The sequence below is a fragment of the Kitasatospora sp. NPDC098652 genome, assembly GCF_044760155.1.
Classification (GTDB): Bacteria; Actinomycetota; Actinomycetes; order Streptomycetales; family Streptomycetaceae; genus Kitasatospora.
The window spans coordinates 280,208-298,999 of the sequence record NZ_JBIWAQ010000003.1 but is presented as its reverse complement, the minus strand read 5'-3'; the positions used below and the strand labels follow the sequence as shown (position 1 = coordinate 298,999).

Below are 18,792 nucleotides of genomic sequence, written 5' to 3'. Positions count from 1 at the left end.
GGCTGATCGGGTGTCGGGGTGCGGCCGGCGCGGACGGCGGCCGGGCGGTGGTGGGCGTCGGCCGTGGCGGGGCGTCGGCGGTGCGAGGGTGGGCCGGGCGGGTCGCTGGTGTGCCGGGTGCGGCTGCGTCAGGCGGCGGGCCTCATCGATGGCTACGGGCGCCGCCGGCCCGCGGGTTCAGTCGACGGGCCCGGTGAGCAGTACGGCCACGGCGTGGTCACCGCCGGGGCCCTGCTCGGCGGCGATCACCAGGACGTGGTCGGCGTCCCCGTCGGCCAGCAGCAGCGCGGCCAGCTCGTACGCGTCCACGGGGACGGTGCCGGGTACGGCCTCGGCCGGGCTGATCGCCACGACGGGGCCGGTCAGGCCCCAGCGGGCGGCGATGTGCCCGAGGACGGCGTTGGGGTTGGACTGGAAGAACAGCAGCGGGGCCGGGCGGTGTCCGGGCTCCGCGCTCCGGTCGATGGCGCGCGCGGTGGCGAGGTCGCCGCTCGCGCTGGCGAGCAGCAGGGCGGTGCGCCCGGGGGCGGGCGGCGGGCCGTGGTGGGCCCGCAGGCAGCGGTCGGCCGTGTCGGCGATCAGCGGGGCGAGGCCGGCAGGGGTGAAGCCGGGCAGCGGTGGCGGGGGCCCGGGGAGGTCCGGGCCGGGGCGGCGGGCCTCGGCGAGGACGCGCGGGGCGGCGGTGGCGGGGGTGGTCATCTGTGGGTGTCCGGGGTCAGGCGGCGGCCAGCAGCAGGGCGGTGTTGGCCCCGCCGAAGGCGGAGTTGAGGGTGAGCGCGTAGTCGGGGCGGGCGGTGTGCGGGCCGTCCAGCACGAGGTCCAGCCGGACGTCGGGGTCGGGGCCCAGCCAGCCGGCGTTGACCGGGGTCAGTCCGCTCTCCAACGCGCCGACGGTGACGGCGAGTTCGAGCAGGGCGGAGGCCTCCAGGGCGTGGCCGTGCACGGACTTGCTGGAGCTGACCGGCAGTCGGTCGGTGTGCGGGCCGAACACCGTGCGCAGGGCGGTGGCCTCGGCCCGGTCGGCGAGGTCGGAGCCGGTGCCGTTGGCGTTGACGTAGCCGACCTGCTCCGGGGCGATGCCCGCGCGGCCCAGCGCGGCCTCGATCGCCCGGGCGACCCCGGCGCCGTCCGGCTCCGGGCGGCAGACGTGGTGGGCGTCCCCGGCCCGCCCCCAGCCGGCCAGCCGGGCGAGTACGGGAGCCGAGCGCCGTTCGGCGGCCGGGGCGGACTCGACCAGGACGGCGACGGCCGCGTCGCCGAGCAGGGTGCCGGTGCGGCCGGTGCTGAACGGGCGCAGTTCGCCGTCCCGGGCCAGGGCGCGTCCGGCGTCGAAGACGGCGAACACCCCGGGTTCGACCAGGTGCCCGGCCGCGACCAGGACCCGTTCGTGCCGGCCGGCGGCGACCAGGGCGGCGGCGTCGGCGACCGCGGTGGCGGCCGCCACGCAGGCCCCGGTGTACACCCGGGTGACGCCCGGCGCGCCCCAGCGCGCCCGGACCCCGGCGGCCACGGCGTCGGCGGTGGCGCGGGTGCGTTCGTCGCTGTGCAGGGCGAGCAGGACGGGCATCGCGGCGCCCTCGGCGGCGGTCAGCCCGGCCTGCCGGCCGGCCTGTCCGATCGCCTCCAGTACGGCCCTGGCCAGCGGGAAGGTGCTGGCCAGCGGCACCGTCCCGGGCAGCAGGGCGGCCCGGGTGGTCCGGCGCCCGCTCACGTCGAAGCGGGCCACCTCGGTGAACGCGGCCTTGCCGTGGGCGGCGGCCTCGGTCAGCGCGGCGAGCCCGCGCCCGGCGGCGCTGAGCACCCCGACGCCGGTGATGACCGGGCGGTCGGCGGGCGCCACAGGCCGGGGTGCGGCGGGCCGGTTCGTGGCGGGCCGGGGCGTCGGGGCGGACGTGCCGGCGCCGGTCACGGCCGCGCTCCGGCGCGGGCGGCCAACACCGTCTCGCGCAGCAGCTCGGTGGCGTCCTCGACCGTCCGCACGGCGCCGAAGTGCTCGTCGTCCAGGTCCAGCTGGATTCCGTAACGCTGCTCGAACTCGGCTATCAGCCAGGTCAGTTCGAGCGAGCCGAGTTCCTCGGGCACGGTGTCGGCGGCGCGCTGCCCGAACGCCGCCAGCATCGTCAGGACCTCGGCTCGGTCGGGGAGCGCACCGGCGTCGGAGCCCGCGGGGCGGGCGGAGTCGCTCACGCCGCGCTGCCGGTGGCGGCGGGGAGGGCGTCGATCCGCTTGACCACGTCGGCGGTGAACTCGTCCAGCGTCATCATCGCGGTGGTCTCCATCTCGTCCAGGTCGAACTTGATCCCGAACTCGTCCTCGACCTGCACCGAGAGTTCGGCCAGCGCGAGCGATTCGAGGTCCAGCCCGGCCGGTCCGAGGTCGGTGTCCCCGGTGACCTCGGAGACGTCGTACTGCATCTCGGTGAGGGCGGCCAGAACGAACGCGCGGATGCGGTCCTGCATGATGGTGGGCTCCTTGTCGGGGTTGTCCGGGCTGGTGTCCGGCGGATGTCCGGGCGGTTGTCCGGCGGATGGTGCGTCCGGTCAGCGCACGGCGGCCGCGGCGGTGTCGCGCAGGGCGGCCGGGTCGCGCAGCAGCTTTCCGGTGGCGGTGCGGGGGAGTGCGGGCAGCAGGACGAGGCGGCGCGGCCGCTTGTAGGCGGCGAGCCGGCGGGTCAGCCCGTCCTGGACGAGGGCGGGTTCGGCCCCGGCCTCGACGGACAGGTACGCCTCGATCGCCTCGCCGTCGAAGACGACGACCGCCTCGCGGACCTCGGGCAGCGCGGTGAGGGTCTGCTCGACCTCGGTGAGGTCGACCTTCAGCCCGCCGATCGAGACCTGGGAGTCGAGCCGGCCGTGCACGGTGACCAGGCCGGTCGCCTCGTCCAGGGCGGCGGCGTCGCGGGTGTGCAGCCAGCCGTCCGACCAGCGGCTCGGGTCGTCCAGCCCCGGGTACGGGGAGGCCGCGGCGCCGAGCTGCAGCTCGCCGGCGACGAGCCGCATCCGCATGCCGTGGACGGGGCGCTTGGCGGGGTGCAGCGTCCCGTCGAGGTCGGTGGCGATGACCCCGGTCTCGGTCATGCCGTACATGGTGCCGAGCGGCACGCCGTACCGTTCGGTGAACAGTGCGGGCAGGCCGGGGCGGACCAGTTCGCCCGCGACGACCATCCGGCGCAGCTGCGGCAGTGCCGGGGGAGTGGCCGTCCCCGCCAGCAGTTCGGCGTGGAAGGGCACTCCGATGACGGTGGTCGGCCGTCGGTCGGCGGCGACCGCGGCGAGGATGCCGGCGGCCGTCATCCGCTCCGGGACGGTGAGCGCGGCCCGGGCGTGCAGGGCGTTGAGCAGCCCGCCGACCAGCCCGAGCACGTGCACCACCGAGGACAGCAGCACGACCCGCTCGCCCTCGCCGGGGAACTCCACCAGCCTGCGGTAGCAGTCGAGTTCGCGCAGCAGGTCGGCGGCGGTGCGGGCGATGACCTTGGCCGGGCCGGTGGACCCGGAGCTGAGTTGGATCAGGGCGTGCCCGGTGCGGGCGGGGAGCCCGTCCGGCAACGGGACGGCGACCGGTTCGATCTCGGAGAAGCCGCGCAGCGCCGCGGTCGGCCGGTGGGCGGAGCCTACCAGCACCTGCGGGGCCAGCCGGGCCACCGCCGCGTCGACTTCGTGGTCGGTCAACCGGTGGTCGAGCAGCGCGACTTGGGCGCCGATCCGCCAGCAGGCCAGCAGGACGGCGACGAAGGCCACCGAGGGTGGCAGCCGCAGCGCCGCGGTGCCGCCCGGGCCGAGCCCGGCGGCGGTCAGTCGGTCGCACTGGTCCTCGACCAGGGCGCGCAGGGCGTCCCGGTCGAGGGGTGCGCCGAGGCGCAGGCACTCCTCGCCGCCCGGTCCCGCCAGCAGCGACCGTTCGACCCAGTCCGGCGGGGCGTCGGCGTGCGGCGGTGCGGAAAGCGGAAGTGAAAAGGAGGAAAAGCCGGTCAACGCGGCTCCACAACAAGTGAGGGGATTTGACATGGACGCAATGGGCGTCGTTCTCAACCAATACGGTCAATTCCGTTGCCAGACCTTGGCACAGACGTTTGGTCAAATCAAGGTCTATACCAATGTGCTCGTTGCTCCTACGCTGCCGAACCGGGACCGGCCCGCGCGTGGCCGTCCGGGAAACGAGGATGCCCGTGGGAGCACTCACGCTGGCCGGGATCGAGCACGCCGCACGCGACCGACTCCCCCCGGAAATCTGGGACTTCATCGAAGGCGGCAGCGGCGCGGAACGCACCCTGACGGCGAACCGGGAGGTGTTCGGGCACTATGCACTGCGCCCGCGCACCCTGGTCGACGTCTCGGTCTGCGACCCCGCGCTGACCCTGCTCGGCGCACCGCTGCGGATCCCGCTGGGCATCGCCCCGATGGCCTACCACCGGCTGGTCGACCCGGAGGGCGAGACCGCCACCGCGCGCGCCGCCGGGGCGGCCGGCGCCCTGCTGGTCGCGGGGATGTTCGCCAGCCGCACCCTGGAGGAGATCGCCGCGGCCGCCACCGGCCCGCTCTGGCTCCAGCTCTACTGGCTGCGCCGCCGTGCCGCCCTGACCGCCCTGGTGGAACGCGCCGAGGCGGCCGGCTACCGGGCCCTGGTGCTGACCGTGGACGCGCCCAGGATCGGCCGCCGGCTGCGCGACCTGCGCAACGGCTTCGCCGTCCCGCCCACCGTCCGCGCGGTCAACCTGGACGAGACCCTGATGTCCGCCAGCCACCGTGCCGCCGACGGCAGTTCCGGCATCGCCGAGCACGCCCGCGAGCAGTTCGACCCCACCCTGAGCTGGTCCGACCTGGCCTGGCTGCGCGAGCGCACCCGGCTGCCACTGGTCCTCAAGGGGGTGCTGACCGCCGAGGACGCCCGGCTGGCCGTCGAGCACGGCGTGGACGCCCTCCTGGTCTCCAACCACGGCGGCCGCCAGCTCGACGGCGCGCTGCCCGCCCTGGCCGCGCTCCCCGAGGTGGTCGACGCGGTGCCCGCCGAACTCCCGGTGCTGCTGGACGGCGGCGTGCGCACCGGCACCGACATCGCCGTCGCCCTCGCCCTCGGCGCCCGGGCCGTGCTGATCGGCCGCCCCGCGCTCTGGGGCCTCGCCGTCGACGGCGAGGCCGGGGTGTACCGGGTGCTCCGCCTGCTGCACGAGGAACTCGACCACACCCTGGCCCTGTTGGGCCGCCCCCGGCTCGCCGACGTGGGGCCCGACGCCCTCGCGCGCTGGCCCGGCCCGGTCGGCTGAACCGCGCCGCACCCGCAGCCCGTTCCTCCAGGAGGAGACCGATGACCGAACCGACGAGCAGCCCGAACGACCGCTTCCCCGGCTGGGACTGGGACGACCCGGAAGGGCTGGAGACCCGCCTGGACGCCTTCAGCGCCCAGGTCGCCACCTGCAAGACGCTCGAAGCCCGCCCCGGCGCCCTGCCGCACGACCACCACGACTTCCGCGAACTCGGCCTCACCGGAATCGAGTTCGCCGCCTTCCGGACCGCCCACCCGGAAGGCCTCGGCACCGACCTGGCCACCCTGCGCAGCACCGCGGCCGAGACCGAGACCGAGACCGGGCCCGGCCTCGCCACCGAGCCGGGCACCCTGTACCGGGTCGACGGCGACCGCTGGTTCACCCAGCTGGACGTCTCCCACCCGCTGCCCTTCGCCGACGCCAGCGTCGACTGGGTCTACGCCGAGCACCTGATCGAGCACGTCACCCTGCCCGTCGCGGTCGGCTGGCTGCGCGAGGCCCGCCGGATCCTGCGCCCCGGCGGCGTCCTGCGCCTCACCACCCCCGACCTCGCCCGCTACCTGGTCGGCTACGCCACCGGCGACGGCTTCCTCGGCAGGCACCGCCGCCGGCTCGGCACGCTGGGCTTCGGCCCGCCGATGCCCGCCCGGCCGGCCTTCCTGGTCAACCAGATCTTCCGGTACTACGGCCACCAGTGGATCTACGATCTGGACGAACTGCGGCACGTCCTGACCCTGGCCGGGTTCGCCCCCGACCGGATCCGGCACTGCGCCTACCGCCAGGGCCTCCGTTCGGACGTCGCCGACCTCGACACGGCCTTCCGCACCGACGAGACCGTCTACGTTGAGGCCGACCGCTGAGCCGCCGCCGGACACCTGCCCGCTGGATCCCCGCCCGCTGACCCGCGGCTGAACACAGCCCGCCGCACCCCGCCGAAACCCGCTGAACCCCCGCCGAGCCGCCGCCCGGCCCCGGCCGGGCCACCGAACGGACCGCCACCCATGCCCCTGCACCCCCAGGCCGAGGCCTACCGCGCCCACCGCGCGCGCAGCGGCGCACCGCCGCTCTACACCCTCACCCTCGCCGAGGCCCGCGCCGCCGACCTCGCCGACATCCGCGCCGCGTCCGGCACCCCCGAGCCGGTGGCCGCCGTCGAGGAGCACCGCATCCCCGGCCCCGGCGGCGAACTCGCCCTGCGGCTCTACCGGCCCGAACCGCCCGGCCGCCCGCTGCCCGCCCTGCTCTACCTGTTCGGCGGCGGCTGGACGCTCGGCTCGGTCGACACCAGCGACGCGATCTGCCGCCGCCTCACCAACGCCGTCGGCTGCGTCACCGCCTCCGTCGGCTACCGGCCGGCCCCCGAACACCCCTTCCCCGCCGCCCTGCACGACTGCCGGGCCGCCCTGGACCAACTGGTCGCGGGGGCCGCCGGGTTCGGCATCGACCCGGACCGCCTCGCGGTCGGCGGCGACAGCGCCGGCGGCAACCTCGCCGCCGCCCTGACCCTGCTGCTGCGCGACGGGGGCGGCCCGGCGCTGCGCCACCAGCTGCTGGTCTACCCCAACACCGACCACGCCGCCGACACCCCCTCGCTGCGCGAGCACGACGACCCGCTGCTGTTCAACCGCCGCTCGGCCGCCTGGTACTGGGGCCACTACCTGGCCGACCCGGCCGACGGCGCCGGCCCGTACGCCTCCCCGCTGCGGGCCGCCGACCTCTCCGGCCTGCCGCCCGCGACCGTCCTCACCGCCGAGTACGACCCGCTGCGCGACGAGGGCGAGCAGTACGCCGAGGCGCTCCGCGCGGCCGGGGTGCCGGTGGACCTGCGCCGCTACCAGGGCATGCCGCACGGCTTCTTCGCCATGACCGGCACCCTGGACGCCGCCGCCGAGGCCCAGGCCCACGCCGCCGCCCGACTCCGGGAGGCCCTGCGGTGACCGACCACGACCCGACCGACCTCGACCTGACCGGCGACGGCCTGATCGGCGAGGGCCCGACCGACCACGACCCGACCGGCGGCGACCCGACCGACCTCGACCTGGCCGACCTGCACGGCTCGCTCGCCGACCCGCTGCTGGACGCGATGACCTTCCTCAACGAAGTCACCACCCGCTACCCCGGCGCCGTCTCCTTCGCACCGGGCCGCCCCTACGAGGGCTTCTTCGAGCCCGAGGACGTCCCCGCCTACCTGGACGGCTACCTCGACCACCTGGCCGACCGCGGCCTCGACCGCGACGCCGTGCGCACCGCGCTGTTCCAGTACGGCCCCACCAAGGGCATCATCGCCGACCTGGTCGCCCGCACCCTCGCCAACGACGAGGGCCTCACCGTCGACCCCGCGGCCGTGGTGCTCACCGTCGGCGCCCAGGAGGGCATGCTGCTGGCCCTGCGCGCCCTGTGCGCCGGCCCGCAGGACGTCCTGCTCGTCAGCTCGCCCTGCTACGTCGGCGTGACCGGCGCCGCCCGGTTGCTCGACCTGACCACCCTGCCGGTCCCCGAGGGCCCCGACGGCGGCCCCGACCCGGAGGCCGTCCGCGCCGCCGCCCGGGCGGCACGGGCCGAGGGCCGCCGCCCGCGCGCCCTGTACGTCGTCCCGGACTTCGCCAACCCCTCGGGCACCAGCATGCCGGTCGCCGCCCGCACCCGGCTGCTGGACGCTGCCGCCGAGGAGGGCCTGCTGGTCGTCGAGGACAACCCGTACGGCTTCTTCGCCCGAACCCCGGGCCCGCGGCCCACCCTCAAGGCGCTGGACCGCCGCCGCCAGGTCGTCTACCTGGGCTCCTTCGCCAAGACCTGCTTCCCCGGCGCCCGGGTCGGCTACGTGGTCGCGGACCAGCGGGTGGCCGGCCCGGGCGGGCGCCGCGGCCTGCTGGCCGACGAACTGGCCAAGTTGAAGAGCATGACGACGGTCAACACCCCCGCGCTCAGCCAGGCCGTCATCGGCGGCATGCTGCTGGCCCACGACTGCAGCCTGCGGGCCGCCAACGCCCGCGCGACGGCCCACTACGCGGCGGGGATGGACACCCTGCTGCGGGAGCTGGACCGGCACTTCCCGGCCTCCGAGCGGCGCCGGCTGGGGGTGGACTGGAACCGGCCCGAGGGCGGCTTCTTCGCCGTGCTCACAGTGCCCTTCCTGGCCGACGACGCGGCCATGGAGCGCTGTGCCCGGGAGTTCGGCGTGCTCTGGACGCCGATGACGCCGTTCTACCCGGCGGGCGGCGGCGAGCACCGGCTCCGGCTCTCGATCAGCTCGCTGACGCAAGCTCAGATCATCGACGGCGTCGCCAAGTTGGCGGAGTTCATCCGCTCCTGAGCGGTACGGGGGAAGCTGCGGGGCCCGGCTCGCGAGGTGCGAGCCGGGCCCTTCCGTACCTCTTCCGTACCTCGTCACCGCACCCGGGTGGAGAACAGCCGGGCCGACCAGTACACCGCCAGGACGGTCATCAGCACGACCACCAGCAGCCCCTGCCAGACCGCGGCGTCCCCGGCGTGCCCGGAGAACAGCGCGCGCATGCCCTCCACCGCCCAGTAGAAGGGGTTCCACCGGGCGAGCTGCTGGAGCCAGTCCGGCGCCAGGGTGAGTGGCAGCAGCACCCCGGAGAGCAGCGCGATCGGCTGGGCGATGGTGTTCACCACCGGCGACATGGCGGCGTCGGTGGGCACCATCAGCGCGATCCCGAAGGAGATCGCGGAGGTCATCAGCGCCAGCAGGGCCAGCAGGACGTAGGCGAGCAGCAGGTTCAGCGGGCTGACCCGCAGGCCGAACGGCAGCGCGATCAGGGTGATCAGCACGGCCTGCACCAGCAGCGCCACCATCTCGCGCAGAGCCCGGCCGAGCAGCAGCGCCAGCCGGCTGACCGGGGTGACCCGGGCGCGCTCGATGATCCCGGCCCGCAGCTCGCCCAGCAGGCTGAAACCGGTGAACAGCCCGCCGAAGATGCACAGCACGGCCAACAGGCCCGGCACGTAGACCTGGTAGGCGTCGGCGTAGCTGCCGGCGCCGTCCGGGGCGAGCACCTTCTTCAACAGCGGGGCGAACAGCAGCAGGTAGAACAGCGGCTGGATGATGCCGACGGCGATCCAGATCGGGGTGCGGATCATGAGCAGCAGCTGGCGCTGGAGGATCAGCCAGGTGTCGCGGGCGAGCTTCACGGTCTCCCCAGGGGGTCGGGCAGGCAGGGCGGTGGGGCTGGGTCAGGACTGCTGCAGCGAGCGGCCGGTGCGGGCCAGGAACACGTCGTCCAGGCTGGGCCGTTGGAGCTGCACGGTGCCGGGGGTGACGCCCGCCGCCTCCAGGGCGCGCAGCAGCCGCGGGATGGCGGCCGCGCCGTCCTCCAGGTAGAGCCGCAGCCCGTCGTCGCCGTCGGCCTCCAGCCGATGCAGGTACGGCTGCGGGCGGAGCACCGCGGCGGCACGCTCGGCGACGTCCTCGCCCGGGACGAGTCCGAGCAGCACGACGTCGCCGGAGATCTCCCGCTTGAGCGCCTCGGGCGTGCCCTCGGCCACCACCTGCCCGTGGTCGACGATGGCGACCCGGTCGCAGAGCGCGTCGGCCTCGTCCAGGTAGTGGGTGGTGACGACCACGGTCATGCCCTCGGTGCGCAGCCGGCGGATCTCCTCCCAGACGTACGCCCGGCTGGCCGGGTCCAGCCCGACCGTCGGCTCGTCCAGGAACAGCACCCGCGGCTGGTGGATGACCCCGAGGGCGATGTCCACCCGGCGGCGCTGGCCGCCGGAGTAGGTGGCGCACGGGCGGTCGCCGAAGTCGCCCAGGTCGAAGGCCTTGAGGGCGTCCTCGGCGGCCCGGGCGGCCTGGGCCTTGCCCGCGCCGTACAGCCGGGACTGGAGCACCAGTTCCTCGCGGGCGCTGACGGTGTCGGTGGTGCCGCCGCCCTGGGCGACGTAGCCGATCCGGCGGCGGACCCCGGCTGGGTCGGTGAACAAGTCGGCCCCGGCGATGTCGGCCCGTCCGCCGTCGGGGCGGATGAGGGTGGCCAGCATGCGCAGGGTGGTGGTCTTCCCGGCGCCGTTGGGGCCGAGGAAGCCGAAGATCTCGCCGGCGGCGACGGACAGGTCGATGCCGCGCACGGCGTCGACGGTGGAGTCCTCGCCGCTCCGGCGGGAGGTCTTCTTGCGGTAGGACTTGCGCAGTCCCGCGGTCTCGATCAACCGGAACTCCCGTACGGGGATGGGCTGCCAGGGCACCCGGGAAAGGGCGGGCACGGCGCCTGGGAAAGGCGGTGTTGCTGCGACACCCTAGGGGCGGACCGGGCCCGGAGACAATGGCCTAGACCAATGGACGTGTGATCACCTGTTCTGCTAAGGGGCGGTCGCAGTGGTGGTCACCGGGGTGGTCGCCCGGGCGGTCACCGTTGTGGTCACCGGGGGCTGTTGTCCAGGGCTCAGCGCCTCCAGCCGGTCCGCGGCGGCCGCCGCGCCGCCGCCCGCCAGCAGTTCTCGGCCGACCTGAACCGCCCGGTCCCGGTGCTCCGTCGAATCGAGTACGGCGGTGAGCGCCGCCGCCAGCCGCTCGGGCGTGACCCGGGCGAACGGCACCCGCAGGCCCGCCCCGGCCGCCGCCACCTGCGCGGCGACGAAGGGCTGGTCGTGCCGGATCGGCGCGGTCACCAGCGGCACCCCGTGCGCCAGCGCCTCGCCCACGGTGTTCATCCCGCCGTGGCAGAGCACCGCGTCCAGCTCGCCGCGCGCCAGCAGCTCCAGCACCGGCGCCCGGTCCACCGCCACGGCGTGCGGCGGGAGTTCGGCGGGCGGGGGCAGCAGCTCGCGCGGTGCCGCGAACACCGGCTGCACCCGCGGGCCGCACAGCTCCAGCGCCCGGACGGCCCGGGCGTGGAAGTCGGCGCCCAGCCCACCCGCCAGCGTGCCCATGGTGACCAGCACCCGCCGCCGCCCGGGCAGCAGATGCTGCCAGGGGAAGTCCGGGTCGTGCGGGCGGGGTGCGAGCACCGGCCCGACCAGCGCGTGGTGCGGCGGCGCGGCGCTCCCGGTCAGGGCGGGCCCGGTGGTGGCCAGCACCAGGGCGGGGGAGAAGCGCGGGTCCAGGTACTCCTCGGCGGGCAGCTTCGCCCGCTCCCAGAGGCCGCGCAGCAGCCCGGTCATCCAGGCCTCGACCTGCGGCAACGCCCGGTACGGGCGACCCAGTTCCATCGCCCCGGGCGCGAAGGACGCCCACGGCAGGCGGTGCCGGTGCGCGACCAGCGCGCCCGCCGGGGTGTGCTGGTCGACCAGCAGCACGTCCGGCCGGTACTCCCGCACGATGGTGTCCAGCGGCTTCGCGGTGAACCGGGCGTACGGGACGATGAAGCCCTCCCAGAGCGAGCGCAGCGCCGCCAGGCCGTGCCCGCCCTGGGCCCGGAAGGCCCGGGTGCCGGTGCCGAGCACCCGCGCGTCCGGGCCGAGCAGCGGGCGCAGCACCGACTCCGTGCCGGTCCAGGCGACTTCGTGACCGCGTGCGGTCAGTTCGGCGGCGATGCCCGCGGCCGGGTTGACGTGCCCGGTGAGCGGCGGCATCACCAGCAGGAACCGGGTCATCGGCGGTCCTCCTCGGGGAGCAGGGCCTGGAGGTCGGCGACGGTCAGCGCCTCCAGGGCGGCCAGGTCCAGTCCGGCCCGCAGGACGGCCAGGTCGGCGGCGGGGCCGAAGCGTTCGGGCAGCCGGGCGGCCAGCTCGGCGAGTTCGCACTCGTCCAGCAGCAGGTCGCCGTCCAGGCGGGCGTCCGGGGTCAGCCGGTCCGCCCAGGCGGGCGGCGCGCCGGCCACCTCGGCCAGCAGGGCGGCCAACATCCGGTTCAACGGCTGGGCGGGGAGGGCTGGTTCACGGTCTGACATGGGAGGTTCTCCCGTCCGGTCGACGGTGCGGAGTGGGGCGGAGTGGGGTTGCGCGGCGGTCCCCGGTGGTGCGGCCCGGCGAAGGGTGTCGACAAAGGGTGCCGGCGGCCGGGGCGGTTCCGAGGGAGCCCGAGGAGGCGGTCGCGCAGGAGAAGGGCCCGAGATCACTTGTGCGACCAGGCGGGCGTCGGAATACTAGCCCGGGTGACCGCACTGGAGGCAGTGGCCGTTCACCTCCCCCCACACGCCGTGCCCATCGAGGCGGTGGGCGAGCGCATCGGCCTGACCCCACGTCAACTCCGTCTCTTCCGCCGCTTCCACGGCCTGGACCAGCTGCGACTGGATCCGGGCGGGACGCTGCCCGACCTGCTCGACGCAACCCTCGACGACCTGCCGGAGCTGCGCGGACGCGAGCGGCACGTCCGCTTCGTGATCCACGCCCGCAGCATGCCGGTGGCCGTGCCCTACCCGCTCAACCCCCTGCGCGAGGTGCTCGCCGGCCGTGGGCTGGCGCACGCGAGCGCCTTCACCGTGACCCACCACGCCTGTGCGGTGGGCCTGTTGGCCATCGACCTGGCGGGGCGGCTGCTGGCCGGCGATCCCGACCCGCAGGCCCTCGCCCTGGTGCTGGCGGGGGAGAAGACCTTCACCCGGGATGCCCAGGTGGTGCCGGAGACCGGCATCTTCGCCGAGGGCGCGGCCGCCTGCCTGGTCAGCGCGGACGGACCGCAGCACCGGGTGTGCTCCTTCGCGGTGCGCCAGCGCCCGGAGTTCGACGGTCGGCTGGCCGAGGACGCGGAACTGCTCGCGCGCTACCAGCGGGAGTACCCGAACGTCATGGTGGAGGCGATCGAGGCCGCCCTCCAGCGGGCCGGTCTGGACCTCTCCGAGCTGGCCGCGGTGCTTCCGCACAACGTCAACCAGGCGTCGTGGCGGATGATAGCGCGGCGGATCGGCTATCCGCTCGACCGGGTGGTGCTGGACAACGTGCTGTCGGTCGGGCACAGTTTCGCTGCGGACAGCCTCATCAATCTTCACACCGCCACCACGCGGGGGCTGATCCGCCGCGGCGACCACTACCTGATCGCCGCCGCCGGCATCGGGGCCACCTTCTCCGCGATGGTGATGCGGTACTGACGCACCGTCAGTCCGACGCCCGAACCACCGGGCGCGTTTCCCACGTTGTCAAACCAGAGCACACTTCCCACGCACGACGGGACGGGACACCCATGTCAGAACCACTGGTCCAGACCACTGACCCCGAGCTGCGCGAGCGCATCCTGCACGGCATCGGCGAACTCCTGCCACGCGTCCTCAAGCGCGAACTGCCCGAGATCCCCGCGGACGCCTGCCTGTTCGACGACCTCGGCCTCACCTCGGCCGGCACCATCGAACTCATCCTGGAGCTGGAGGAGTCGCTCGACATCCAGGTGGACGTGGAGCAGATCACCGAGGACGACCTGCGGTCGGTCACCAAGCTGGCCGACTACGTCGCCGGGCACCTCATCGCCGAGGACTGACCGGGTGCCCGTCGGTCCCCCCGGTTCCCCCGGTTCCCCGGCCAGTACTCCGACCGCGGCCGGACTGCGGATCACCCGGGCCCTCGCCCGGTGCTCCGACGGCCGCTCGGAGGCCTCGCTCGACCCCGACCTGCGGGTCTTCGTCTCCGACCTGGTCCGCCCGTACGGCCTGCCGCTGCGCGAGGACCTGCTGCGCGAGGGCGTCGGTCACTCCTACGAGGAACTGGCCGCCGACCTGCTGCGCGAGGCGGTGGGCGAGGACGAGCCGGTGGACCTGCTGATCCTCGCCTTCGACACCCCGGACGTGCGCCCCGGCGCACCCTCCTCGCTCGCGCTCAGCCGGTCCGTCCCCGGCGGGCCGCTGGCCTTCGCGGTCTGCGACCAGGGCAGCGCCGCGGCCTTCACCGCACTGCGGCTGGCCGCCGAGTACCACCGCGCCGGAGCCTGCCGCCGCGCGGTGGTGGTGCTCGCCGAACAGACCGCGCTGCACTACGAGCCGGCCGAGCCGGTGGCGCTGCCCCGGCGGCACGCCGCGGTGGTGCTGGTCTGCGAGGAGGAGCCGGGCGCCGGGCTGGCCGTGCGGCAGCAACGCCACCCCGCCGACCGGGCGGAGTCCGCCGTCCGGCCGGAGTCCGTCGTCCGGGCGGAGTCCGTCGTCCGGGCGCGGACGGCGGAGCTGGGCCCAGGGGCGGCGGTGCTGGACGCGACCGGCGGCGACGACGGACCAGCCGCACAGCCGTTCACCGGCCTGTGGGCGGAGCTCGCCGAGCGGCTGCCCGAGTGGCGGGCGCAGCGGCGGCCGCTGCTGGTCGCCGGGTTGGACCGCAGGCTCGGTGTGCTGAGCACCCTGGCCCAGCCGTGACCGGCCTCGAACTGCGGCTGATCGACGCCGATCAGCCGCCCGAGCTCGTCGCCCGGCTGTGGCGCACGCTGGACGCGGAGGAGCGGTCCCGCGCGGAGCGGGCGGACGACGTGCGGCGGAACCGGTTCACCGTGGTGCGCGGCGCCGTCCGGGAACTGGTCGCCGCGCGGCTCGGCATCCGCCCGGCCGAGGTGGTCTGGCGGCGGAACCAGTACGGCAAGCCGGAGCCGGTGGGCGCGGGCGGGTTGCGGGTGAACTGGTCAGCTGCGGAGGGGCTGGCGGTGCTGGCCCTGGCCGAGGGCCGGGCGGTCGGCGTCGACGTGGAACCGCTGCGTGAGGCCCGGCTCGCCGAGCGGATGGCGGCGCGCTGGTTCCCCTTCGAGGAGGCTCGCTTCGTCGCGGAGGCCGCCGAACCCGCCGAGCGGGCGGCCCGGTTCACCGTGCTCTGGTGTCGCCGGGAGGCCTGCGTGAAGGCGTACGGCGGGCGGCTGGTCCAGGCGCTCGGGGTGTCCGTGGCGGGCCCCTCCCCGCTGTCGGTGGCCGATCCGGGGGCGCTCGGAGCCGGTCCGGTGGGGCTGTGCGACGTGCCCGTCCCGGAGCCGTACCGGGCTGCCGTCGCTCTGCTCGGAGACTGTCCTGATCAGATCAACTCCCTTGCCTGGTCCGCGAGTTGATCGATCATCAGCTCGCCTGGACGATCACCGGCGGCCGCTGGTAGCGTCCGCCCGTAGTCCCCGCTGAGACCTTCCCGGCGAGCCGAAGGGCACGTACGACGTGACTGCGCACAACGCTGCACCGCGAGCTGCCGAACCGCACGGAGCAGGATCACCCGAAGCCGAACCGCACGACGCGGCACCGGGCGACGCGATGCCGCACGATGCGGCACCGCACCACCCGACCCGGGCGGGCCGGCGGATCACCGTCCGCTTCGCCGCGACGAGCGGCGGCTCGGGGCCGCTCACCCGGGGTCAGGACAACATGATCCGGTGCATCCGGCGCGAGGCCCCCGAGGCGATCAACAAGGAGTCGGTCTGGCCCGTGCCACCCGGCACCTCGCTCGCCGCCGGTCTGGACGCGCTGCGGCTGCTGGTCGAGCGGCACGAGTCACTGCGCACCTCCTTCCCGCCCGATCCCGGCCCGGACGCCTTCCCGGTGAGCCAGGTGGTGCACGGGGACGGCCGGTTCGCCGTCACCGCGATCGAGGCGGGCGGCCTGTCGGACCATGAACTCGATGCGCTGGCAGCCGAGTTGGGGCAGATCGACGTCGCGGTGCCGGTTCCCCTGGACATCGTGCCGAGGATCCGCTTCACCCTGCTCGCCGACGGGCAGCGGCTGCTGAGGCTGATCGCCGTGGTCTGCCACGCCGGCGCCGACGGTGCCGCGACCGCGCTGCTGATCCAGGACTGGTACGCCCTCGCGGCCGGGAAGGAGCTCCCGCCCGTCACCGCCCCGACGCCGATCCAGATCGCCGCCGCCGAACAGAGCCCGCAGGGCCGCCGCCGGGCGGCCGGGGCGCTGCGGCACTGGGCCAGGGTGCTGGGCAGCGGCCCGCAGGTGGTGTTCGCGGACTCCCGGATCACCGGCCCGCCGAGCGGCCCCGCCGCCCTGATGGTGCGCTCCCGCAGCGCGGCCGCCGACCTCGCCGCGGTCTGCCGCCGCACCGGCGCCAGCCCCTCCGTCGTCCTGCTCGCCGCCTTCTCCGCCCTGGTCGCCCACCGGGCCGGGCGCGCGGAGCTGGCCCTCTCGGCGCTCTCCGCCAACCGCCAGCGCGCGGCCCTGCTCGACCACGTCGGCACCCTTGCCCAGGACGCCCTGATCCTGCTCGACACCGGCACCGCCGACCTCGACCAGCTGATCGGGCGCACCAAGTCCGCCTCGCTGACCGCCTATTGGCACAGCGTGCTGGACGCCGAGCAGGTCTGGCAACTGGTGGAGGACGCCGCGCACGTGCGCGGCTCCCGGTTCGCCCGCCAGGTGGTCGTCAACGATCTGAGCCTCACCATCCCGGCCGCCGTCGCCGACGCCCAGCCGGTGGCCACCGCCGACCCCGAACTCACCCCGCTGCCGGCCCCGCCGCTGCCGGTCCGGCTGATGTTCACCATCCTGCGGATCAGCGGCAGCCTCGACTTCGCCCTGATCTCCTGCCCCCAGGTGCTCGACCCCGAGGAGACCGAGCGCTTCGCCCGGGCCCTGCTCGCCCTGCTCGCGAAGGCCGCCGAGGGGCCCGTCCCGCTCGCCGACCTGCACGGGATCCCCGACCTGCACGGGATCCCCGACCTGCACGGGACCCCCGGCCCGCCGGCAGCCGGCGGCGACGCGAGCGGAGGTGACTGGCAGCTCGTCGACGGGGCCCGGATCGACCTGGCCGCCGTCCGCAGCCTGGTCGGTGCCGCACTCGACACCGCATTCGACACCGCCCTGGACACCGGACCCGGACCCGGCTCAGACTGCCGAGTCACCGTCGAGGACGGCAGGTTGACCGTCGACCTGGCCACCGCCGACCCCCACCTGACACCCGCCGACGTGCACCGAGCGGTGGTCGCCGCGCTCCCCGGCCGGGACACCGCGATGGCGCCGCAGCAGTACCGGATCCGCCACCTCGGTCCGGACGGCGAGCGGCTCGCCGTCGGCAGCGGCCGTGACCCGGAGGTCGTCGCCCGGTTCGCGGCACTCACCTGAACGTGGGGACGGCGGGGCCGGCGGGGGGCGTCACCCCAACGGGTCCCGCCGGTCCTCCGGTTCCGCCTCGCCGAACACCCAGGAGAGGTCCCAGGAGCACGCCGAGGTCGCCCCGGAGGTGAGTCCCCACGGGTTCGGCACCTCCTCCTCGTCCCCGTCCTGCAACGGCAGCCGGTCGATCACCGCGACCAGCGCGGGCGGCAGTTGCGGGGCCAGGCCCCGGTGCACCCGGGCGAGGATGTCCCGCCGGACGTCCTCCGGCAGCAGTGGCCGGCTCATCAGCAACGGCCGCGGCCCGGGCGGGCGTTCGGCCGTCGACAGCTGTTCGGACCAGGCCCGCCAGTAGTCGGCGTCGTCGGTCTCGCCGAGCTTCAAGTGGTGCAGGTGGAGGCAGTACGCGGCCGTCCCACTGCCCGAGCCGGCCGCGAAGCGCCACCAGAACTCGGCGCCCTCCTCCTTGCCGGTCGCGTACAGCAGGGCGCCGAACACCTCGGCCCCCTCGGGCTGGATCCGGCGGGCGTTGACCAGCAGGTCCAGCCCGCGGGAGGCGCACGGCGCCCCCAGCACCAGGGCGACCACCAGGCCGAGTTCGAAGGCGGCCTGCTCGTGCTCGGTGGGCAGGTGGGCCGGGGCGGCGGTGAGCCGGGCCTGCCGCAGGGCCGCGATCCGCTCGGCGTGGGCGCGTTCGGGCCGGGGGACGTGGAACACCGCGCGCCCCCCGCCCGCCACACGCCCACCGCCGAAGCTCCGCTCCGCCCCGTCGCCGGTCATGCTTCGCCGCCGTGGTCCGGCAGTTCACCCACCCCGAGCCGACGCGCCAACCGCTCCCGGGCGTGCCGGAGGTTCGAGTGCACTGTGGCCACCGGCCGTCCCAGGTACGCGGCGATCACCTTGGTGTGCAGGCCGAGCAGGTAGCGCAGGATCACCACATCCCGCTGCCGGTCCGGCAGTTCGAGGATCGCCGCGTACAGCCGCACCTCGTCCGCCTCGCTGTGCAGCAGCCCGTCGGCGACCTGCTTGAACGCCCCGATCACCGCCGCGAAGGTGACCGCCTCCACCTCGACCGGTTCCTCGGCCGACACCCAGTCCCCGACGTGCCGGTTCGCCAACCGCCAGGCGTACGCGGCCGGTTCCTCGAACCGCAGCACCTGGGGCCAGCAGCGGGCCAGGTCGGCCTTGACCGCCTCGACCACCAGTGCGGCGTCGGCCTGGCTGCCTATCCTGGTCAACGCGAGGGCGTGCCAGGCGGGTTCGTGGGTCTCGCAGAAGGCGCCGTAGGTGAGGTCCAGCCGCAGGCCCGGGTCCACGGCCGCCATCCGCTCCGCCCCTGCGGCACCGGCGTGCTCCACCGTCGCCCCTCCCCGGTACCCGCGCGCGGGGGCACCCCTGTCGATCGTCATCGAGCCTGCTTTCCGTGGCCGTCGGCTGCGCACCGGGCCACCCGAGGGTCGGGCTGTCCGCGCCCATCCTCATTCCCTCAGGCCCGTCACTCCAGGCCGCACAGCGAATACAGATTGTCATTCCATCTGATCAGCCCAACTGATTCCCTGCGAAAACGGCCTGGCAGGAGGACGATTGCCCCCCGGAAGCGGTGGGCAGCAATCGGACGGTGTCCACGGA

Annotated in this window: 20 protein-coding genes; 9 read left to right on the top strand and 11 right to left on the bottom strand. The window is 75.1% G+C overall.

Annotated features, from left to right (window positions below; translation table 11 throughout):
- Window positions 1-177: 177 nt before the first annotated feature.
- The 5 genes from ACIQWA_RS09320 to ACIQWA_RS09300 form a co-directional block, all read right to left on the bottom strand.
- Entirely contained in the window at window positions 178-699 is a 522-nt protein-coding gene (locus ACIQWA_RS09320) for a hypothetical protein (RefSeq protein WP_402480249.1), read from the bottom strand.
- A 16-nt stretch (window positions 700-715) separates the two neighbouring features.
- Entirely contained in the window at window positions 716-1,909 is a 1,194-nt protein-coding gene (locus ACIQWA_RS09315; RefSeq protein ID WP_402480246.1) for a beta-ketoacyl synthase N-terminal-like domain-containing protein, read from the bottom strand.
- Entirely contained in the window at window positions 1,906-2,187 is a 282-nt protein-coding gene (locus tag ACIQWA_RS09310; protein WP_402480244.1) for an acyl carrier protein, read from the bottom strand. Before ACIQWA_RS09310 ends, ACIQWA_RS09315 begins: the two co-directional genes overlap by 4 nt.
- Window positions 2,184-2,459 carry an acyl carrier protein gene (locus ACIQWA_RS09305; protein WP_360243150.1) on the bottom strand — a complete coding sequence of 92 codons (276 nt, stop codon included), beginning with the start codon at window positions 2,457-2,459 and terminating at the stop codon, window positions 2,184-2,186. Before ACIQWA_RS09305 ends, ACIQWA_RS09310 begins: the two co-directional genes overlap by 4 nt.
- A gap of 81 nt (window positions 2,460-2,540) precedes the next feature.
- Window positions 2,541-3,974, bottom strand: a complete 1,434-nt coding sequence (locus ACIQWA_RS09300; RefSeq protein ID WP_402480239.1) for a class I adenylate-forming enzyme family protein — start codon at window positions 3,972-3,974, stop codon at window positions 2,541-2,543.
- 188 nt (window positions 3,975-4,162) lie between these two features.
- On the opposite strand from ACIQWA_RS09300, the gene ACIQWA_RS09295 reads away from it, so the two are divergent.
- The 4 genes from ACIQWA_RS09295 to ACIQWA_RS09280 all read left to right on the top strand — a co-directional run bounded on the left by ACIQWA_RS09295 (window position 4,163) and on the right by ACIQWA_RS09280 (window position 8,576).
- Window positions 4,163-5,263, top strand: a complete 1,101-nt coding sequence (locus ACIQWA_RS09295) for an alpha-hydroxy acid oxidase (RefSeq protein ID WP_402480237.1) — start codon at window positions 4,163-4,165, stop codon at window positions 5,261-5,263.
- A 41-nt stretch (window positions 5,264-5,304) separates the two neighbouring features.
- The gene (locus ACIQWA_RS09290; RefSeq protein WP_402480234.1) at window positions 5,305-6,123 is read left to right on the top strand and encodes a class I SAM-dependent methyltransferase; all 819 of its coding nucleotides are present in this window, start codon (window positions 5,305-5,307) and stop codon (window positions 6,121-6,123) included.
- 141 nt (window positions 6,124-6,264) lie between these two features.
- On the top strand, window positions 6,265-7,200 hold the full coding sequence (locus ACIQWA_RS09285) for an alpha/beta hydrolase (RefSeq protein ID WP_402480231.1): 936 nt from the start codon (window positions 6,265-6,267) through the stop codon (window positions 7,198-7,200).
- Window positions 7,197-8,576 carry a PLP-dependent aminotransferase family protein gene (locus tag ACIQWA_RS09280; RefSeq protein ID WP_402480228.1) on the top strand — a complete coding sequence of 460 codons (1,380 nt, stop codon included), beginning with the start codon at window positions 7,197-7,199 and terminating at the stop codon, window positions 8,574-8,576. Before ACIQWA_RS09285 ends, ACIQWA_RS09280 begins: the two co-directional genes overlap by 4 nt.
- Before the next feature lie 74 nt (window positions 8,577-8,650).
- Here the strand turns inward: ACIQWA_RS09280 and ACIQWA_RS09275 are convergent, their stop codons facing one another.
- The 4 genes from ACIQWA_RS09275 to ACIQWA_RS09260 form a co-directional block, all read right to left on the bottom strand.
- Complete coding sequence (locus ACIQWA_RS09275; protein WP_360243132.1) at window positions 8,651-9,415, bottom strand: ABC transporter permease; 765 nt, start codon at window positions 9,413-9,415, stop codon at window positions 8,651-8,653.
- Between the two features lie 42 nt (window positions 9,416-9,457).
- Window positions 9,458-10,432, bottom strand: a complete 975-nt coding sequence (locus tag ACIQWA_RS09270) for an ATP-binding cassette domain-containing protein (RefSeq protein WP_402480226.1) — start codon at window positions 10,430-10,432, stop codon at window positions 9,458-9,460.
- A gap of 150 nt (window positions 10,433-10,582) precedes the next feature.
- Window positions 10,583-11,815, bottom strand: coding sequence for a glycosyltransferase (locus tag ACIQWA_RS09265; RefSeq protein ID WP_402480224.1), 1,233 nt, complete (start codon window positions 11,813-11,815; stop codon window positions 10,583-10,585).
- Window positions 11,812-12,111, bottom strand: coding sequence for a hypothetical protein (locus ACIQWA_RS09260; RefSeq protein WP_402480222.1), 300 nt, complete (start codon window positions 12,109-12,111; stop codon window positions 11,812-11,814). The genes ACIQWA_RS09265 and ACIQWA_RS09260 overlap by 4 nt, the downstream gene beginning before the upstream one ends.
- A 204-nt stretch (window positions 12,112-12,315) precedes the next feature.
- Between ACIQWA_RS09260 and ACIQWA_RS09255 the strand changes: the two genes are divergently transcribed.
- The 5 genes from ACIQWA_RS09255 (at window position 12,316) to ACIQWA_RS09235 (ending at window position 17,172) form a co-directional block, all read left to right on the top strand.
- Complete coding sequence (locus ACIQWA_RS09255) at window positions 12,316-13,248, top strand: 3-oxoacyl-[acyl-carrier-protein] synthase III C-terminal domain-containing protein (RefSeq protein ID WP_402480219.1); 933 nt, start codon at window positions 12,316-12,318, stop codon at window positions 13,246-13,248.
- Between the two features lie 92 nt (window positions 13,249-13,340).
- Window positions 13,341-13,631, top strand: a complete 291-nt coding sequence (locus tag ACIQWA_RS09250; protein WP_360243117.1) for a phosphopantetheine-binding protein — start codon at window positions 13,341-13,343, stop codon at window positions 13,629-13,631.
- Window positions 13,632-13,635: 4 nt separating this feature from the next.
- Entirely contained in the window at window positions 13,636-14,493 is an 858-nt protein-coding gene (locus ACIQWA_RS09245) for a hypothetical protein (RefSeq protein WP_402480216.1), read from the top strand.
- Window positions 14,490-15,167 (top strand): 4'-phosphopantetheinyl transferase family protein, encoded by a 678-nt coding sequence (locus tag ACIQWA_RS09240; RefSeq protein ID WP_402480214.1) that lies wholly within the window; start codon window positions 14,490-14,492, stop codon window positions 15,165-15,167. Before ACIQWA_RS09245 ends, ACIQWA_RS09240 begins: the two co-directional genes overlap by 4 nt.
- Window positions 15,168-15,360: 193 nt before the next feature.
- Window positions 15,361-17,172 (top strand): condensation domain-containing protein, encoded by a 1,812-nt coding sequence (locus tag ACIQWA_RS09235; protein WP_402480211.1) that lies wholly within the window; start codon window positions 15,361-15,363, stop codon window positions 17,170-17,172.
- A gap of 30 nt (window positions 17,173-17,202) precedes the next feature.
- Here the strand turns inward: ACIQWA_RS09235 and ACIQWA_RS09230 are convergent, their stop codons facing one another.
- Window positions 17,203-17,943, bottom strand: coding sequence for a hypothetical protein (locus ACIQWA_RS09230; protein ID WP_402480208.1), 741 nt, complete (start codon window positions 17,941-17,943; stop codon window positions 17,203-17,205).
- Entirely contained in the window at window positions 17,940-18,572 is a 633-nt protein-coding gene (locus tag ACIQWA_RS09225; protein WP_402480207.1) for an RNA polymerase sigma factor, read from the bottom strand. Before ACIQWA_RS09225 ends, ACIQWA_RS09230 begins: the two co-directional genes overlap by 4 nt.
- Between the last annotated feature and the right edge of the window lie 220 nt (window positions 18,573-18,792).